Here is a 16,675-nt window from a genome sequence, read left to right as displayed (position 1 = left end):
ACCAACGAGGCCCCGATGACCGATCACGCCATCTTTCACCGCCCCCTGGGGGCCACCCCACCTGCCGGCTATGACCAGGCGATCTTCGGCATGGGCTGCTATTGGGGGGTGGAGCGGCTGTTCTGGAAGCAGAACGGCGTCTGGCTGACCGAGGTCGGCTTTGCCGGGGGCGACGTCCAGAGCCCCACCTATGACCAGGTCAAGCGCGGCGACACCGGCCATGCCGAGGTCGTGCGCGTGATCTATGACAGCTCGCTGATCAGCTATGATCACCTGCTGCAGCTGTTCTGGGAAAACCACGACCCCACGCAGGGCGACCGCCAGGGCAACGACGTGGGCAACCAGTATCGCAGCCTGATCATGACCTTCACCGACCTGCAGGAATCGGCGGCCGAGGCGTCCAGGATCGACTATGACAACCGTCTGGCCGTGCAGGGCATGGACAAGATCACCACGCAGATCGTCCCCGCCGGCCCCTTCTGGCCCGCGCACGAGGCGCATCAGCAATATCTGGAAAAGAACCCCGACGGTTATTGCGGCCTGAAGGGCACCGGCGTACAGGCCAGCATCCCCAACCCGGATCCGATCTGATGGCCACCTATACCGCGCTGACCCACCTGCCCGGCCGCGAAGCCGCCGAAGACCTGGCGCTTGCCTGCGAGGACCTGACCCCCGAGCCCGTCGGCACCGGCGTCTTCGAGATCGAGGACGGCAGCGAACGGTGGGAGGTGGGCGCCTATTTCACTGAAGCCCCCGACGAGATCGCACTTGCGATCCTGGCCGCCGCCTATGGCGCGCAGCCCTTCGCGGTGTCCGAACTGCCCGATGTCGATTGGGTCGCCCATGTCAAACGCGAACTGACCCCCGTTCGCGCGGGCCGGTTCTTCGTGCATGGCAGCCACGATGTCGACCAGATCCCCGAAGGTGTCGAGGCGCTGTGGATCGAGGCCGCGATGGCCTTCGGCACCGGGCACCACAACACCACCAAGGGCTGCCTCGAGGCGCTGGACCGCCTGGCCACCGACGGGTTCAAGGCGACGCGCATTGCCGATATCGGCTGCGGCACGGCGGTCTTGGCGATGGCCGCGGCACGGCTGTGGCACGTCACGGTCCTGGCCAGCGACATCGACCCCGTCGCCGTCGACACCGCCGCCGCCAACGTGATCGCCAACGGCCTGGACGGTCGCGTGGAATGTGTCGAGGCGGCGGGGTTCGACCACCCGATGCTGGAACGTGCGGCGCCCTATGACCTGGTGCTGGCCAACATCCTCAAGCAGCCACTGATCGATCTGGCGCCCGACATGGCACGCCATGTCGCCAAGGACGGCCGCATCGTGATGTCGGGCATCCTGACCACCCAGGCGGATGAGGTCACCGCCGCGTATCAGGCCGTGGGCTTTGCCCCCGACCGGCGCGACGACATGGGTGACTGGACCACGCTGGTGATGATCCGGGGCTGATCCTGCGCCGCCATTAGGACATGAAAAAACCCCCGCGAGCATTCCGCTTTCGGGGGTTCGTTCGTCAATGCTGGCAGCAAGCCTTAGAAGCCGCGCGCAACCCGCTCGATGTCGCCGCGGCACAGACCGATATCGTCCAGCTCGCGGTCCGACAGGCGGCCCAGTTCGCGACGCGTCATGCGGGTTTCCCGCCAGGACGCGATCAGCGACGTGATTTGCGCCACGACGTTGCCCACGCCTCCGACAGCCACGCTGCGGTTCGTTTCGATCGTCGACATCAGTTCACCTGTTTTCACTTTGCCCGGTCAGCGGGCACATTTCGGATAGACAGGAGATAGTTTCGGCAGCCCACGAACGGTAGCCGCAAAACCGGCAACCCCGCTATGCGCTTTTCGCAACAGGTGGGCCTGTTTCTGTCGCAAAAAGGTCACGAAGGGACGCAAATCGAACCCCTTCGTCTGCCTGTTGGTTAACGCCAGTCGCCCAAGGCCGATTGCCACAGCGCCAGCGCGGCCACCGCCGCCGTGTCGGCGCGCAGGATTCGCGGCCCCAGGCTGACCGGCGTGACGAAGGGCAGGCGCGCCAGCCGCGCGCGTTCGGTGGCGGAAAACCCGCCCTCGGGGCCGATCAGGATGGCCCAGGGGCCCTGCGGCAGCCCCGCCAGCGTCGCGGCCGGCCCGGCGCGGGATTCGTCCGCCCACAGGATGCGCCGCGCCGGGTCCCACCCGTCCAGCACGCGCGACAGCGGGGCCAGGTCGGCCACCGGGGGCACGAAGGTGCCGCCGCATTGTTCCGCGGCCTCGATCGCGTGCGCCTGCAGGCGATCCTGGCGGATGCGGTCGGAATTGGTGTGGTCGGTCTGCACGGGCATGACGCGCGCCGCGCCCATCTCGGCCGCCTTCTCAACGATGAAGTCGGTGCGGGCCTTCTTGATGGGCGCGAAGATCAGCCACAGGTCCGGCGGGTCCTGCTGGATCGCGGTCTGCGCGACCACCGACAGGCTGCCGCCGCGCTTGCCGGCATCCAGCAGGGTCGCCTGCCATTCGCCGTCGCGCCCATTGAAGACCGACACCGCGTCGCCCTGCCGCAGGCGCATGACGCCCGACAGGTAATGCGCCTGCGCGCCGTCCACGGGAACGGGTTGTCCTGCAACCAACGGGTGATCTATGAACAGTCTGATCTTAGCCATGATGGGCGCGACGCTATGCAAAGCCGGACAGAAAGGCCAGACGCCGTCTTTGACGCGCCCCCGGACAACTGGGTGGACCGCTTTGCGCCGGTGCGCACGCGGCCCTGGCTGCGGCTCAGCCGGGCGGACCGGCCCATCGGGACATGGCTGCTGCTGCTGCCCTGCTGGTGGGGGATCGGGCTTGCGATGATGGCGGACGGGCCGCGGCTTTTCGATCTGTGGATCGCGCTGGCCTGCGCCATCGGCGCCTTCGTCATGCGCGGCGCGGGCTGCACCTGGAACGACATCACCGACCGCGACATCGATGCGCAGGTGGCGCGGACCCGGTCGCGGCCCCTGCCCTCGGGGCAGGTCAGCCTGCGCGACGCCTATCTGTGGCTGGGGGCGCAGGGGTTGGTCGGACTGGTGATCCTGCTGACGCTGGGCCGGGCGGCGGTGTGGATGGGGGTCGCGTCGCTGGCGCTGGTGGCGATCTATCCCTTTGCCAAGCGTTTCACCTGGTGGCCACAGCTGTTCCTGGGCTTTGCCTTCAACTGGGGGGTCATGCTGGCCTATGCCGCGCATATGGGCCGGGTCGATCCGGCGCCGGTGGTGGCCTGGCTGGGCGCGATCGCGTGGACGATCTTCTATGACACCATCTATGCCCATCAGGATGCCGATGACGACGCGCTGATCGGGGTAAAATCCACAGCCCGGCTGTTCGGCGACCGCAGCCCCGCGATTCTGGCGGGCTTTGCGCTGGTGACGGTGGTGGTTCTGGCGGTGGCCGTCGCGCTGACGGGTCGCAATCTGTTGATGGGCTGGGCCGGTGTGCTGGCCCTGGGGCTGCACCTGACGTGGCAGCTGCGAAATTTCCAGCCGGATCAGGGGGCTGTCTGCCTGCGTCTGTTCCGGTCGAACCGCGATGCGGGGCTGATTCTTGCGCTGTTTCTTGCCATTGCGGGGCTGGCATGATTGCGCCACCGCCCCCCCGTCGCTAGACGTTGCACGCTTGCAACAGCACAAGGTTTTTCCGATGGCCCGACGCCGCCGCCTTTCGACATCCCTGGCCACCATCATCGTGTTGGCCGGCGCGGGCGGATTGTCCTGGATGGGGGCCGAGGCCGCAGCGACCTTCGTCGAGGATCGCGCCGCGCGCGACGTGACGCAGGCCCTGCAGGCCGCGGGCCATGACTGGGCGCAGGTGGCGACCGACGGGCTGCGCGTCCGCCTGACCGGCACCGCCCCGTCCGAGGTCGAGCGGTTCCGTGCGGTGACCCAGGCGGGCACCGCCGTCGACGCCACGCGCATCCTGGACGAGATGACCGTCGCCTCGGTCGAGGCGATGACGCCCCCCGATTTCAAGGTCGAGCTGCTGAAGAGCGAACAGGGCCTGTCGCTGATCGGGCTGGTCCCCGCCGCCACCAACCGCGACGCGATCCTGCGTGGACTGCGCCCGGCGGGCCAGCAGGTGACCGACCTGCTGGAGGCCGCGGACCACCCCGTCCCCGACGGCTGGACCGAGGCACTGCGCTTCGGCCTGCAGGCCGCCCAGATGACCGCGCAGGCCAAGATCTCCATCGCGCCGGGACAGGTGCAGGTGGCGGCGCTGGCCGCCGACCGCGAGGATCAGGGCCGGCTGGAACAGGCGCTGCGCCGGGCCGCACCGCCGCAGGTCGCGCTGGACCTGCAGATCACCGCGCCGCGTCCGGTGATCGCGCCCTTTACGCTGCGGTTCGTGATGGATGATGACGGCGGCCGCTTCGACGCCTGCGCGGCCAGCGACGATGCGGGCCGCGACCGGATCGTGCAGGCGGCCCGCGATGCTGGCATGCAGCGGGTGCCGACCTGCACCCTGGGCCTGGGTGCCCCGTCCGACGACTGGGCCGAGGCTGCAGCCGCCGCCATCGCCGCCGTGGGGCAGCTGGGCCAGGGCCAGGTGACGCTGTCGGATGCGGACGTGGCGCTGGTGGTGCCTGCATCGGTGACGCGCCAGCGGTTCGACCAGGTCGCCGGCCGCCTGGAACAGGCGTTGCCCCCGACCTATCGGCTACAGGCCCAGCATGAACAGGCGGCCGCCCAGGCCGCGCCCATCGAATTCCAGGCCACGTTGCCGCCCTCGGGCAGCCTGTCGATGCGCGGACGCATCGCGGATGCGCAGATGCAGCAGGCCGTGGACAGCTTTGCCCGGTCACGCTTTGACGTGGCGCAAAGCGGCCTGCGGACCGATCCGTCGGTTCCCGGCGGCTGGACCGTCCGCGTGATCGCGGGGCTGGAGGCGATGGGCGCGCTGCACGCGGGCCAGGTTCGCGTGACCCCCGACATGATCGAGCTGACGGGCGTGTCGGGCGATCCACGCGCCAGCGACCGGGCCGCGGCGCTGCTGTCGGAACGGCTTGGCCCGGGCGCGCGCTATCGCCTGGCGATCAGCTATGACCGCCGCATGGACGAGGCCCTGGGCCTGCCCGACGGAGAGGAATGCGTCGCGCGCCTGAACATCATCATGTCCGAGAGCGAGATCGGCTTTGAACCCAGCCGCTCGTCGATCGCGGGCGATCCGGGGCCGACGATGGAGCGGTTCGTCCGCGCCATGGCCGATTGCAGCGATTTTCAGATCGAGGCCGGCGGCCATACCGACTCTCAGGGTTCGGAGGCGTTCAACGCCGAACTGTCGCGGTCGCGCGCGCAGGCCATCGTCTCGGCGATGGCCGATGCCGGGATCAGCGTGGCGAACATGTCGGCCCGCGGCTATGGCGAAAGCCGCCCCGTCGCCACCAACCAGACCGAGGAAGGCCGCGAGATCAACCGCCGGATCGAGTTCCGCCTGCTGTCGCCGCACCCCCTGGATGCAGACTCCATCCCCGCCCCGGTCACCATCGCCGGCGTCACCGGCGCCGAGGTCGACCCCGACCCCGCCGAGGATCTGACCCAAGGCCCGCGCCTGCCGCCGATGCAGGGGCCGCAGCTGCCCGACCGGGCGGCGCAGATGCAGGGCCCGCAACTGCCCCACAGCCGTGCCGCGTCCGGGATGGTGCCGATGACCGTGGGCGTCGCGGAACAGTTCCAGACGCTGGACGAACGCGAGGAAAACCTTAGGGTGCCCGTGCTGACGCCCGATGACGACACCCCCCGCCCCGGCCCGCGTCCCGACAGCGTCGCAGAGCAGGCAGGCGCGCAAGACGAAGCGACAGACGAATGAACAGATCCGAATTCATAGCCGTGACCGCCCTGATCCTATTCGGGGCATTCGTGCTGGGCTGGATCGCCAGCTGGCTGGTCCATCGCGTCGCCCACCCTGCCCGTGCCGACATGTCCGAGCTGGACCGCATGGCCCAGCAGCTGCACGAGGTCGAGGAAGAGCGCGACGAGGCCGTGGCCGCCCTGGCCGAACGCGAGGCGGCGCTGACCACCCGCCTGGCGGGCACGCAGGCCGAATTGCGCGATGCGATGGACGGCCTGCGCGACAGCCGCAACGAGGTCGAGGACCTGCGCGACTACATCGAGCAGGCACTGGCGCGTCGCTGACGCGCCAGTCCGCCCGGATCAGATGCCGGCGTCGATGATGGCGCGGGCCAGGACCGGCACCGTGTCGCGGTTCAGACCCGCGATGTTCAGGCGCGAATCGCCCACCATGTAGATGGCCGCATCGGTCTTCAGGCGCTGCACCTGTTCGGGCGTCGCGCCAAGGCGCGAGAACATGCCGCGGTGATGGCGGATAAAGTCGAACCGGTCGCTGCCCGACAGATCGCGCAGCTCGGCCGCCAGCTGATCGCGCAGGCCCAGCATCGTGTTGCGGACCTCCTCCAGTTCCGCCGCCCAATCGGCGCGCAGCGCGTCGTCCATCAGAATGGTGCTGACGATGCGCGCGCCATGATCCGGCGGGAACGAGAAGTTCTGGCGGTTCAGAAAGGCCATCGACCCCTGTGCCAGATCGCGGCCCTTGGAGCTGTCGGCCAGTGCGATCAGGATGCCGGTGCGCTCGCGGTAGATGCCGAAGTTCTTGGAGCAGGACGCCGCGATCAGCACCTCGGGCAGGCTGCGGGCGACCAGGCGCGTGGCCTCGGCATCCGCGTCCAGCCCGTCACCAAAGCCCTGATAGGCCAGGTCGATCAGCGGGATCGCGCCCGATTTCTGCAGGATCGCCACGACCTCGGACCATTGCTCCAGGGTCAGGTTCGCCCCGGTCGGATTGTGGCAGCAGCCGTGCAGCAGGACGACGTCGCCCTTGCCCGCCTGTGCGATGTCGGCCTTCATGCCGTCGAAATCGACGCCGCGGGTTTCCGCGTCGAAATAGCGGTATTCGGTATAGGGCAGGCCCATGAACGCCATGATCGACAGGTGGTTCGGCCAGGTCGGGTTCGACACGAACACGCGCACACCCGGATTGGCCAGCCGCGCCAGTTCCAGCGCCTGACGGATGGCACCCGTGCCGCCCACGGAGGCGACCGAGGCCAGACGGTCGGCAGGCAGATCGCCCAGCACCATCGTGGCCAGCGCGTTGCGATAGTCGGGTTCGCCCGCCAGTCCGGTATAGGCCTTGGTTGTCTGCGTCTCCCAGATGCGCTGTTCGGCGGCCTTGACCGCACGCATGACCGGGGTGACGCCCTGCGGGTCCTTGTAGACGCCCACGCCCAGGTCGATCTTGCCCTGTCGGGTGTCGGCCTTGAACTCCTCGATCAGCATCAGGATCTTGTCGGGGTTTTGGGCTTTCAGGTCGGTCAGCATCAGGCGTCTCCGGTTGCGATGTTCAGGTCGGCGAAGCTGCCCCATTCGGTCCAGCTGCCGTCGTAAAGCGAATGGTCGCGATGGCCCGCCCGCTCCAGCGCGAAGGACAGCACCGCCGCCGTCACGCCGCTGCCGCAGGTGGTGATGACCGGCTTGGACAGGTCGATGCCCGCCTCGGCAAAGGCCACGCGGATCGCGTCGGGGTCGATCATCGTGCCGTCGGCGTTGAACAGGCGACCGAAGGGCAAATTGCGCGAGCCCGGAATATGGCCCGCGCGCAGGCCCGCGCGGGGTTCGGGCTGGTCGCCGCGAAAACGTTCGGGGCTGCGCGCATCGACGATCTGCGGGTCGCCCAGCTTGCTGGCCGCGGCCACCTGGGTCACGTCGCGCACCAGGCCCGCCTGGCGCTGGACGGTGATGTGGCGGTCGCGCATGACGGGGGGCATGTCCTCCAGCGCTCGACCCTCGGCGCGCCATTTCGGCAGGCCGCCGTCCAGCACGGCCACGTCGGTCTTGCCCATCAGGCGGAAGGTCCACCAGACGCGAAAGGCGCTGCGCACGTCGGAATTGTCATAGATGACCACCTGATGTCCGTCGCCCACGCCCATCGCGCGCAGGCGGCTGATGAACATCTCGGGCGGGGGGGCCATGTGCGGCAGGGCAGAGCGCTTGTCGCTGATCGCGTCGATGTCGAAAAAGCGCGCGGCAGGGATGTGGCCCGCGTCGTATTCGGCCCGCGCGTCGCGGCCCGTGGCGGGCATGTGCCAGCTGGCGTCGATGATGCGCAGGTCGGGATCGGACAGATGCGCCGCCAGCCAGTCGGTCGAGACCAGTGTCTTCGGATCGTCCATCGCCGTCCCCCTTGGCTTGTGCCGCCCCGATCTACAGGCCGGGGGCCAGGGCTGCAATGGCCTATCCCTGCTTCAGCAGGCGCGCCTTTTGACGATTCCAGTCGCGGGCGGCGCTGGTTTCGCGCTTGTCGTGGTTCTTCTTGCCCTTGGCCACGGCGATCTTCAGCTTCACGATGCCGCGGTGGTTGAAATACATCACCAGCGGAACCAGCGTCATTCCCTCGCGCGCGGTGGCCTGCCACAGGCGGGCCAGCTCGCGCGATTTCACCAGCAGCTTGCGGCGCCGCCGCTCCTCGTGGCCGAAGACGCCGGCCCGCGACAGGGCCGCGATATAGCCGTTGATCAGCCACAGCTCTCCACCCTCGACCGAGGCATAGCTTTCGGCGATGTTCGACTGGCCCACGCGCAGTGACTTGACCTCGGACCCGGTCAGCATGATCCCCACCTCGAGATCGCTCTCGATGGCATAGTCGTACCGGGCCCGCCGGTTCTCGGCGATCACCTTGTAGTTCTTGCTGTCGTCATCCTTGGCCATGGCAGGTCAGATAGGCGCGGCGGGTGCTTCTGTAAAGGCATGCGTTGCGCGATGGCCGCGCCCTGCGCTAGGTCTGTCGCAGGGGGGGACATGCTGGGTCAGATCGCGTTCGGATCGGTGCTGATGGTGATCAGCGTGCTGATGGCCGCCCTGGCCATCTGGGCGCTGGAGACGGCATTCTCCCGCAATGCCCGCTGGCTGGCCCGCGCGCCCCATCGGCCCAAGCTGGCTTTGGTGATCGTCGCGACCAGCCTGGCGGTGCTGGCGATGGTCACGGCGTCGGTCTGGCTGTGGGCGGTGGCGTTCCACCAGATGGGCGTCTTCGCCACCTTCGAGGAGGCGATGTACTTCACCTTGGTCACCTTCACGACACTTGGCTATGGCGACGTGCTGATGCCCCAGGACTGGCGCATCCTGGGCGGGCTGGCGGCGGCCAACGGGCTGTTGCACTTTGGCCTGATGACGGCATTCATGGTCGAGGCGTTGCGCCATGTCCGCGTGCGCCAGATCGAATTCACGGAAGGGTAGCCGATGCGGCATGGCGGTCAGATCTTGGTGCAGGCGCTGCGCGCCAACGGCGTCACGCGGGTGTTCTCGGTTCCGGGCGAAAGCTTCCTGGCGGCCCTGGACGGGCTGGTCGACAGCGGCATCCGCAACATCGTCTGCCGCCACGAAGGCGGCGCGGCCATGATGGCCGAGGCCACCGGCAAGCTGACCGGCAGGCCCGGCGTGGCCTTCGTCACCCGCGGACCGGGGGCCACGAACGCCAGCGCCGGCGTGCATGTCGCCCGTCAGGACAGCACCCCCATGATCCTGTTCGTGGGCCAGATCGCGCGCGGCGACCAGGACCGCGAGGCCTTTCAGGAGGTCGATTACCGCGCCATGTTCGCCCCCTTGGCGAAATGGGTGGCCCAGATCGACGCGACCGACCGCATCGCCGAATACGTGGCCCGCGCCTTTCACGTGGCGATGTCGGGCCGACCCGGTCCCGTGGTCCTGGCCCTGCCAGAGGACATGCTGTCCGGCCAGGCCGACATTCCCGACCTGCCCCCCGCCCCGGCCTCGCTGTCTTATGTCGCGCCGCAATCGGTAGAGGCCGTGGCCGACGCCTTGGCGACGGCACGGCGTCCGCTGGTCGTCGCTGGCGGCAGCCAGTGGTCGCAGGACGCGGCCGAGGACCTGGCCCGCTTTGCCGCGGCGTGGGATCTGCCGGTCGCCGTGCCCTTCCGCCGCCAGGACCGCATGGACAACCGCCTGCCCCATTACGTGGGCGACCTGGGCGTCGGCATGAACCCCGCGCTGGCCGCGGCGCTGCGCGAGGCGGACGTGATCCTGTCGCTTGGCTCGCGCCTGGGGGACACGCTGACCGGGGGCTACAGCGCGATGGACCCGGTGCGTCCCCATGCCCGCGTGATCATGGTCCATCCCGACCCCAACCAGCTGGGCACGCTGTGGCGGGCCGATCCGGGCCTGGTCGCCGATCCACGCCGCGTGGTGGCCGCGCTGGCCGACCTGCCCGCCCCCACGACGCGCTGGTCGGATTGGCGTGCCCGGCTGCGCGCGTCCTATGACGACTGGCAGATCCCGCGCCCCACGCCCGGCGCGCTGCGGCTGGAACAGGTGGTGGGCTGGCTGGCGCAGAACCTGCCGGCCAACGCGATCGTCACCAACGGCGCGGGGAACTATGCCAGCTTCCTGCACCGCTACTACCGCTGGCGCTGCCATGGCACGCAGCTGGCCCCCACGTCGGGGTCGATGGGATACGGCCTGCCCGCGGCCATCGCCGCCAGCCTGACCCATCCCGACCGGACCGTCGTCTGCCTGGCCGGGGATGGCTGCCTGCAGATGACCGTGAACGAGCTGTCGACCGCTGCCCAGTACGGCGCGACGCCCATCGTCATCGTGGCCAACAACGGCCGCTATGGCACGATCCGGATGCATCAGGAGCGCCACTATCCGGGGCGCGTGTCGGGCACCGACCTGTTCAATCCCGACCTGCCCGACCTGGTCCGCGCCTATGGTGGCCATGGCGAGCTGGTCGAGCGGGACGAGGATTTCGCCCCCGCCTTTGAACGCGCCCGCCTGTCGGGCCGCCTGTCCGTGATCGAATTGCGGCTGGACCCCGAGGCGCTGACCCCCGGCGCGACCCTGACCCAGACGCGCGACGCGGCGCTCAGGGCGCGGGCATGATCCCCGGCCCGCGCAACCGGATCACCGACGTGGCCGGGCTGCGCGTGGGCCACGCCCAGGACGACGCCCTGCGATCCGGTGTCACCGTGCTGACCGCCGATGCGCCCTTTGCGGCCAGTGTCCACGTGATGGGCGGCGCGCCCGGGACGCGGGAAACCGACCTGCTGGCGCCCGACAAGCTGGTGGGCGGGGTCGATGCGCTGGTGCTGGCAGGCGGGTCGGCCTTCGGCCTTGCGGCCTGCGACGGGGTGATGGCGGCGCTGCACCGGGCGGGGCGCGGCTTTGCCGTGGGCCCCGCGCGGGTGCCGATCGTGCCGGGCGCGATCGTGTTCGACCTGTTGAACGGCGGCGACAAGGGATGGGACGCCAATCCCTATCCCGCGCTTGGCGCCGCGGCTTGGACCGCGGCGGGGGTGGATTGCGCGATGGGATCGGTGGGCGCGGGCACCGGTGCGCTGACCGGCACGCTGAAGGGCGGGGTCGGGTCTGCATCTGCCGTGCTGCAGGGTGGCGCCACCGTCGGCGCGCTGGTCGTTGTGAACGCGCTTGGGCAGGCGACCGTGGGCGACAGCCGCCATTTCTGGGCAGCCCCGTGGGAGCTGGAGGCCGAGTTCGGCGGCCTGGGCCTGCCCGCGCGCTTTCCCGCCGCCCATGAACCCGCCCCGGCCAAGCGCCTTGGCGAGGCCACGACCATCGCCATCATCGCGACCGATGCCGTACTGGACAAGGCCGGGCTTCAGCGCATGGCGACCGCCGCGCATGACGGCCTGGCCCGCGCCCTGGTGCCCAGCCACACGCCGCTAGACGGCGATCTGGTCTTTGCGGTGTCCACGGGCGCACGGCCCTTGGCGGACCCTGTCGGCGATGCGTTCGTTCTGGGCCATGCGGCGGCCTGCGTGCTGGCGCGTGCCGTGGCGCATGGCGTGCACAGCGCCGCGCCGCGGCCGGGTGACCTGCAACCCAGCTGGCAACGGCGGTTCGGATAGGAAAAGGGCGGCGCGACCAGCGCACCGCCCCCGAGAGATCGCCAAGAGGGACAGCTTAGCGATTGTAGGCCGAACGCCGAACCCCGCCCCCGGTTGCGAAGCCCGCTTCACGTTTCCGTCATCGTCGGCACCGACCGGCCCTGCGGCGGCTTTGACTTTGCCGCGCCGGACATGTTCACATGCCGCAACCGAAATGCACCCCGAGGACGCCATGACCAAGCCGACCGATCTGAAAAGCCTTCTTCGCGACCCCTCGCTGTTGGAAACCCGTGCGTTCGTGGGCGGCGAATGGGTCGACGCCGATGACGGCGCCACGTTCGAGGTCACCAACCCCGCCCGCGGCGACGTCATCGCCCATGTGGCCGATCTGGGCCGGGCCGAGACCGCCCGCGCCATCGACGCCGCCGCGGCGGCGATGAAGGACTGGGCCGCGCGCACGGCCAAGGACCGCGCCCAGGTCATGCGCAAGTGGTTCGACCTGATGATGGCCAACCAGGACGACCTGGGCACCATCCTGACCGCCGAACAGGGCAAGCCCCTGGCCGAGGCCAAGGGCGAGATCGCCTATGGCGCCAGCTTCATCGAATGGTTCGGAGAGGAGGCCAAGCGCGTCTATGGCGAGACCATCCCCGGCCACCAGGCCGACAAGCGCATCAGCGTCATCCGCCAGCCCATCGGGGTCGTCGGCTCGATCACGCCCTGGAACTTTCCGAACGCGATGATCGCGCGCAAGGCGGGACCTGCGCTGGCCGTGGGCTGCGGCTTCGTCGCGCGCCCGGCGACCGAGACCCCGCTCTCGGCCCTGGCCATGGCGGTCCTGGGCGAACGCGCGGGCCTGCCCAAGGGCATCCTGTCGGTGATCCCCTCGACCAGCGCCAGCGACATCGGCAAGGAGTTCTGCGAGAACCACCTGGTGCGCAAGCTGACCTTCACCGGTTCGACCGAGGTGGGCCGGGTGCTGCTGCGCCAAGCCGCCGACCAGGTGATGAAATGCAGCATGGAGCTGGGCGGCAATGCGCCCTTCATCGTCTTCGACGATGCCGATCTGGATGCCGCGGTCGAGGGCGCCATGGCGTCCAAGTTCCGCAACAATGGCCAGACCTGCGTTTGTGCCAACCGCATCTATGTCCAGGCCGGGGTCTATGACGCCTTTGCCGACAAGCTGAAGGCCGCGGTCGAGAAGCTGCACGTGGGCGACGGGCTGACCGAGGGGACCACCACCGGCCCGCTGATCAACCAGAAGGCCGTCGACAAGGTCGAGGAGCATATCCGTGACATCACCCAGGGCGGAGGCCAGGTCCTGACCGGCGGCAAGCGCAAGGACGGCCTGTTCTTCGAGCCGACCATCGTCACCGGCGTCACCCGCGACATGAAGGTCGCGACCGAGGAGACCTTCGGCCCGCTGGCGCCGCTGTTCCGCTTCGACACCGAGGATCAGGCGGTGGCTGCCGCCAACGACACCATCTTCGGTCTGGCCGCCTATTTCTATGCCCGCGACATCGGCCGCGTCACCCGCGTCCAGGAATCGCTGGAATACGGCATCGTCGGCGTGAACACCGGCATCATCTCGACCGAGGTGGCACCCTTCGGTGGCGTCAAGCAGTCCGGCCTGGGCCGCGAGGGCAGCCATCACGGATTGGAGGACTATCTGGAGATGAAGTATATCTGCCTCTCGGTCTGACATTTTCGAAGACGTCTTGGAACCGGGGGCCGGAGGCCACGTTGCGCTCACAGAAGGCGCCGACCGTCAGGGTCGGCCGGGACAATCAAGGAGAATGGCATGGGCTGGCTTGCAGCTATCATCGTCGGGGGCATTGCCGGTTGGCTTGCTGAAAAGTTCATGAAGTCCAACATGGGCCTCCTGATGAACATCATCCTGGGCATCGTGGGCGCGGTGCTGTTCAACTTCATCTTCGGCTCGCTTCTGGGCCTGTATGCGGCCGGCGCAAGCTTCAGCTTCGCCTATCTGCTGGCAGGCTTCGTGGGTGCATGTATCCTGATCGCCATCGCTCGTGCGGTGCGCGGCCGCGCCTGACACTCAGGCGTTTGCAGAAAGGGCCGTGTCGGGGAAACCCGGCGCGGCCTTTTTCATGCGATCGTTGTTGCGGGCGGGCGGGCAGCTGCGTGTCCATCCCAAGACAAAAGGCCGGGCGATTGCCCGGCCTTTTTCATCATCTGCGGTGCCAATCAGCGGCGCGACTTGCCGTGATCGTCCTCGTCGTCATCCTCGTCATGCGTGTCGGGCAGGTTGAAGAACGTGTCCTTGTCCAGCTCCCGCTCGGGCTTGTCCTCGTCGCGCGACAGGCTGAAGTTCTCCAGCCCGGCGATCGCGCTGGGCAGGCGCGGCTCCTCGGACATGGCCAGCGAGGTCTCGGTGCTGACCAGCTTGCGACGCTCGTCGTCGGTCATCACGCCGCCTTCGGCGGCCTTCTTCTTGGCGGCCTTCTGGACGGCCGCGTCCAGTTCGGTCTGCCGGCACAGGCCCAGGGCGACCGGGTCAATCGGCTGGATGTTCTGGCTGTTCCAGTGCGTCCGCTCGCGGATCGACGCGATCGTGGGCTTGGTCGTGCCGACCAGCTTGGCGATCTGCGCATCGGCCAGTTCCGGGTGGAACTTGACCAGCCACAGGATCGCCGCCGGGCGGTCCTGGCGCTTGGACAGGGGCGTATAGCGCGGCCCGCGGCGCTTTTCCTCGCCGTCGGCGGCGGGATTGTGCTTCAGGCGCATGCGATAGATCGGGCTCGCCTCGGCGCGCTTGATCTCCTCGGGGTCCAGCTGGTTCGAGGCGACGGGGTCATAGCCCTTGACGCCCGCGGCCACGTCGCCATCGGCGATGCCCTGGACCTCAAGCTCGTGCAGACCGCAGAAATCGCCGATCTGCTTGAAGCTGAGCGTCGTGTTGTCGACCAGCCAGACGGCGGTGGCCTTGGCCATCAGCGGCTTGCTCATGTCAGTCTCCTTCGCGTGTCTCTTGGTCCCGAACATGGGGGCGAGGGCCGGAAAAACGGCTTCGGCTTGCGCCATTCCTCGTTTTCGGGGGGAATTGGCAGGTCATATACCGATTCCGAAGGCCGGGGAAAAGAGGATTCGCACGTTTGCCGGTGCATGCCGGCGCGGGCGTCGCTATTGTCGCAGGATGCGCATCCTGTTCCTTACCCTCGCGGTCCTGCTGACCCCCCTGCCCCTTGCCGCCCGCGACGTCGCGGGGCGGTTCGATTATTACGTGCTGGCGCTGTCCTGGCAGCCGACCTGGTGCAGCACGACGGGCGACGACCGCGACGCCCCCGAATGCCGCGAGGGCACGGCACGCGACTTTTCGGTCCACGGACTTTGGCCGCAATACGAACGCGGCTGGCCGCAGGACTGCACGACGCCCGAACGCGATCCGTCGCGCCGCGAAAGCGCCGCGATGGCCGACGTGATGGGGTCCGGCGGGCTGGCGTGGTACCAGTGGAAAAAGCACGGCCGCTGCAGCGGGCTGTCTGCCGCGGGCTATTACGACGCGACCCGGCAGGCGGCAGGAACCATCGTCATCCCGCCGGTGCTGGACGATCTGGCCCGCGACGTCGCGGCCCCGCCCGCGGTGATCGAGGAGGCCTTCCTGGAGGCCAACCCTGACCTGGATGCCGAGGGCGTCACCATCGCCTGCCGCGACGGCGCCCTGACCGAGGTGCGGATCTGCCTGACCCGCGGCCTGGAACCCCGGACCTGTGCGCCCGACGCGCGCCGCGACTGCGACGCGCCCCGCCTGCTGATCGAGGCCGTGCGCTAGCCCGCGACCTTCAGGACGATCTTGCCGATATGGTCGCTGCTTTCCATCCGGCGATGGGCGTCGGCCGCGTCGGCCAGCACGAACTCGCTGTCGATGGTGACGGCGACCGACCCGGCGGCGATCATCGGCCACAACCGCTTGCGGATCTGGTCGGCGATCTCGGCCTTTGCGACGTCGGATTGCGGGCGCAGGGTGGACCCGGTGATCGTCAGGCGGTTCACCATGATCTGGGCAAAGTTCAGCTCGACCTTGGGGCCTTCCAGAAAGGCGATCATCACCAGCCGCCCGTCCTGGGCCAGCGTCTTGATGTTGCGGGGGATGTAGCTGCCCCCGACCATGTCCAGGATCAGGTCCGCACCACCCGCCTCGGCCAGCACCTTGGTGAAATCCTGGCTGCGATAGTTGATGGCGGTGGCGCCAAGCGCGGTGATGGCCGCGCATTTGTCGTCGCTGCCCGCGGTGGCAAAGACGCGCGCGCCCAGGGCGTGGGCGATCTGGATGGCCATCATGCCGATGCCGGAGGTTCCGCCATGGACCAGAAAGCGGTCGCCCCCGGTCAGCCCACCGCGCTGGACGACGTTCGACCAGACGGTGAAGGCGGTTTCGGGCAGGCACGCCCCGTCGCGCAGCGACAGGCCCTTGGGGATGCGCAGCGCGTGATCGGCGTGGCACACCACGTATTCCGCATATCCGCCGCCGGGCAGCAGGGCGCAGACCTGTTCGCCCTTGCGCCAGCGCGTGACACCCGCGCCAAGGCCCACGATCTCGCCCGAGGCCTCCAGCCCGGGCAGGTCGGACGCGCCCGGCGGCGGGGCATAGCTGCCCGATCGCTGCAGCACGTCGGGACGGTTCACGCCGGCATAGGCGATCTTGATCAGGATCTGGTCATGGCAGGGCACCGGCACGGGCCGGGTCGTGGCGCGCAGCTGATCGGCGGCGCCGGGGCCTGCGATCTCGATGGCGGTCATCTGGTCGGGAAACATGGGGT

The 16,675-nt window shown here is 68.8% G+C and carries 18 protein-coding genes; 11 read left to right on the top strand and 7 right to left on the bottom strand.

The genetic code is table 11. The annotated features are described in order from the left end of the window. Positions 1-15 precede the first annotated feature (15 nt). Together msrA and SY26_RS12575 are read left to right on the top strand one after the other, a co-directional pair. The gene (gene msrA / locus SY26_RS12580; RefSeq protein WP_052715262.1) at positions 16-591 is read left to right on the top strand and encodes a peptide-methionine (S)-S-oxide reductase MsrA; all 576 of its coding nucleotides are present in this window, start codon (positions 16-18) and stop codon (positions 589-591) included. Further along, entirely contained in the window at positions 591-1,460 is an 870-nt protein-coding gene (locus tag SY26_RS12575; protein WP_046000758.1) for a 50S ribosomal protein L11 methyltransferase, read from the top strand. Before msrA ends, SY26_RS12575 begins: the two co-directional genes overlap by 1 nt. A gap of 83 nt (positions 1,461-1,543) precedes the next feature. Here SY26_RS12575 and SY26_RS12570 read toward each other — a convergent pair whose 3' ends face one another. Together SY26_RS12570 and SY26_RS12565 are read right to left on the bottom strand one after the other, a co-directional pair. After that, positions 1,544-1,738 (bottom strand): DUF1127 domain-containing protein, encoded by a 195-nt coding sequence (locus tag SY26_RS12570; RefSeq protein ID WP_042250734.1) that lies wholly within the window; start codon positions 1,736-1,738, stop codon positions 1,544-1,546. 191 nt (positions 1,739-1,929) lie between these two features. Further along, on the bottom strand, positions 1,930-2,649 hold the full coding sequence (locus SY26_RS12565; protein ID WP_046000881.1) for a 16S rRNA (uracil(1498)-N(3))-methyltransferase: 720 nt from the start codon (positions 2,647-2,649) through the stop codon (positions 1,930-1,932). 15 nt (positions 2,650-2,664) lie between these two features. On the opposite strand from SY26_RS12565, the gene ubiA reads away from it, so the two are divergent. The 3 genes from ubiA to SY26_RS12550 all read left to right on the top strand — a co-directional run bounded on the left by ubiA (position 2,665) and on the right by SY26_RS12550 (position 6,153). Continuing rightward, a complete protein-coding gene (gene ubiA / locus SY26_RS12560; protein WP_046000757.1) occupies positions 2,665-3,603 on the top strand; it encodes a 4-hydroxybenzoate octaprenyltransferase in 939 nt (312 codons plus the stop codon). A gap of 61 nt (positions 3,604-3,664) precedes the next feature. Further along, positions 3,665-5,827, top strand: a complete 2,163-nt coding sequence (locus SY26_RS12555) for an OmpA family protein (protein ID WP_052715261.1) — start codon at positions 3,665-3,667, stop codon at positions 5,825-5,827. Next, positions 5,824-6,153: a hypothetical protein gene (locus tag SY26_RS12550; RefSeq protein WP_046000756.1), complete on the top strand. Its 330-nt coding sequence runs from the start codon at positions 5,824-5,826 to the stop codon at positions 6,151-6,153. Before SY26_RS12555 ends, SY26_RS12550 begins: the two co-directional genes overlap by 4 nt. Positions 6,154-6,171: 18 nt before the next feature. Here SY26_RS12550 and SY26_RS12545 read toward each other — a convergent pair whose 3' ends face one another. From SY26_RS12545 to smpB, 3 genes are all read right to left on the bottom strand, one after another. Then, the gene (locus SY26_RS12545) at positions 6,172-7,353 is read right to left on the bottom strand and encodes an amino acid aminotransferase (protein WP_046000755.1); all 1,182 of its coding nucleotides are present in this window, start codon (positions 7,351-7,353) and stop codon (positions 6,172-6,174) included. Beyond that, on the bottom strand, positions 7,353-8,204 hold the full coding sequence (sseA, locus tag SY26_RS12540) for a 3-mercaptopyruvate sulfurtransferase (protein ID WP_046000754.1): 852 nt from the start codon (positions 8,202-8,204) through the stop codon (positions 7,353-7,355). Before sseA ends, SY26_RS12545 begins: the two co-directional genes overlap by 1 nt. Positions 8,205-8,265: 61 nt before the next feature. After that, the gene (gene smpB / locus SY26_RS12535; RefSeq protein WP_045980939.1) at positions 8,266-8,739 is read right to left on the bottom strand and encodes an SsrA-binding protein SmpB; all 474 of its coding nucleotides are present in this window, start codon (positions 8,737-8,739) and stop codon (positions 8,266-8,268) included. A gap of 90 nt (positions 8,740-8,829) precedes the next feature. Here smpB and SY26_RS12530 point away from each other — a divergent pair, with 90 nt between their 5' ends. The 5 genes from SY26_RS12530 (at position 8,830) to SY26_RS12510 (ending at position 13,950) form a co-directional block, all read left to right on the top strand. Next, positions 8,830-9,267 (top strand): ion channel, encoded by a 438-nt coding sequence (locus tag SY26_RS12530; protein WP_046000753.1) that lies wholly within the window; start codon positions 8,830-8,832, stop codon positions 9,265-9,267. A 3-nt stretch (positions 9,268-9,270) separates the two neighbouring features. Then, the gene (locus SY26_RS12525) at positions 9,271-10,929 is read left to right on the top strand and encodes a thiamine pyrophosphate-binding protein (protein ID WP_046000752.1); all 1,659 of its coding nucleotides are present in this window, start codon (positions 9,271-9,273) and stop codon (positions 10,927-10,929) included. Then, on the top strand, positions 10,926-11,915 hold the full coding sequence (locus tag SY26_RS12520; protein ID WP_046000751.1) for a P1 family peptidase: 990 nt from the start codon (positions 10,926-10,928) through the stop codon (positions 11,913-11,915). The genes SY26_RS12525 and SY26_RS12520 overlap by 4 nt, the downstream gene beginning before the upstream one ends. A 211-nt stretch (positions 11,916-12,126) precedes the next feature. Beyond that, the gene (locus tag SY26_RS12515) at positions 12,127-13,596 is read left to right on the top strand and encodes an NAD-dependent succinate-semialdehyde dehydrogenase (RefSeq protein WP_046000879.1); all 1,470 of its coding nucleotides are present in this window, start codon (positions 12,127-12,129) and stop codon (positions 13,594-13,596) included. A 99-nt stretch (positions 13,597-13,695) separates the two neighbouring features. After that, positions 13,696-13,950, top strand: coding sequence for a GlsB/YeaQ/YmgE family stress response membrane protein (locus SY26_RS12510; protein ID WP_198143153.1), 255 nt, complete (start codon positions 13,696-13,698; stop codon positions 13,948-13,950). 152 nt (positions 13,951-14,102) lie between these two features. Here the strand turns inward: SY26_RS12510 and SY26_RS12505 are convergent, their stop codons facing one another. Then, positions 14,103-14,864, bottom strand: a complete 762-nt coding sequence (locus SY26_RS12505) for a DUF1013 domain-containing protein (protein WP_046000750.1) — start codon at positions 14,862-14,864, stop codon at positions 14,103-14,105. A 187-nt stretch (positions 14,865-15,051) separates the two neighbouring features. On the opposite strand from SY26_RS12505, the gene SY26_RS12500 reads away from it, so the two are divergent. Next, entirely contained in the window at positions 15,052-15,687 is a 636-nt protein-coding gene (locus SY26_RS12500) for a ribonuclease T2 (protein ID WP_046000749.1), read from the top strand. Here the strand turns inward: SY26_RS12500 and SY26_RS12495 are convergent. After that, positions 15,684-16,670, bottom strand: coding sequence for an NAD(P)H-quinone oxidoreductase (locus SY26_RS12495; RefSeq protein WP_046000748.1), 987 nt, complete (start codon positions 16,668-16,670; stop codon positions 15,684-15,686). The genes SY26_RS12500 and SY26_RS12495 overlap by 4 nt on opposite strands. Between the last annotated feature and the right edge of the window lie 5 nt (positions 16,671-16,675).

This window comes from Paracoccus sp. 228 (genome assembly GCF_000967825.1).
In the GTDB taxonomy this organism is placed as follows: domain Bacteria; phylum Pseudomonadota; class Alphaproteobacteria; order Rhodobacterales; family Rhodobacteraceae; genus Paracoccus; species Paracoccus marcusii.
This window is presented reverse-complemented; position numbering and strand designations above follow the sequence as displayed.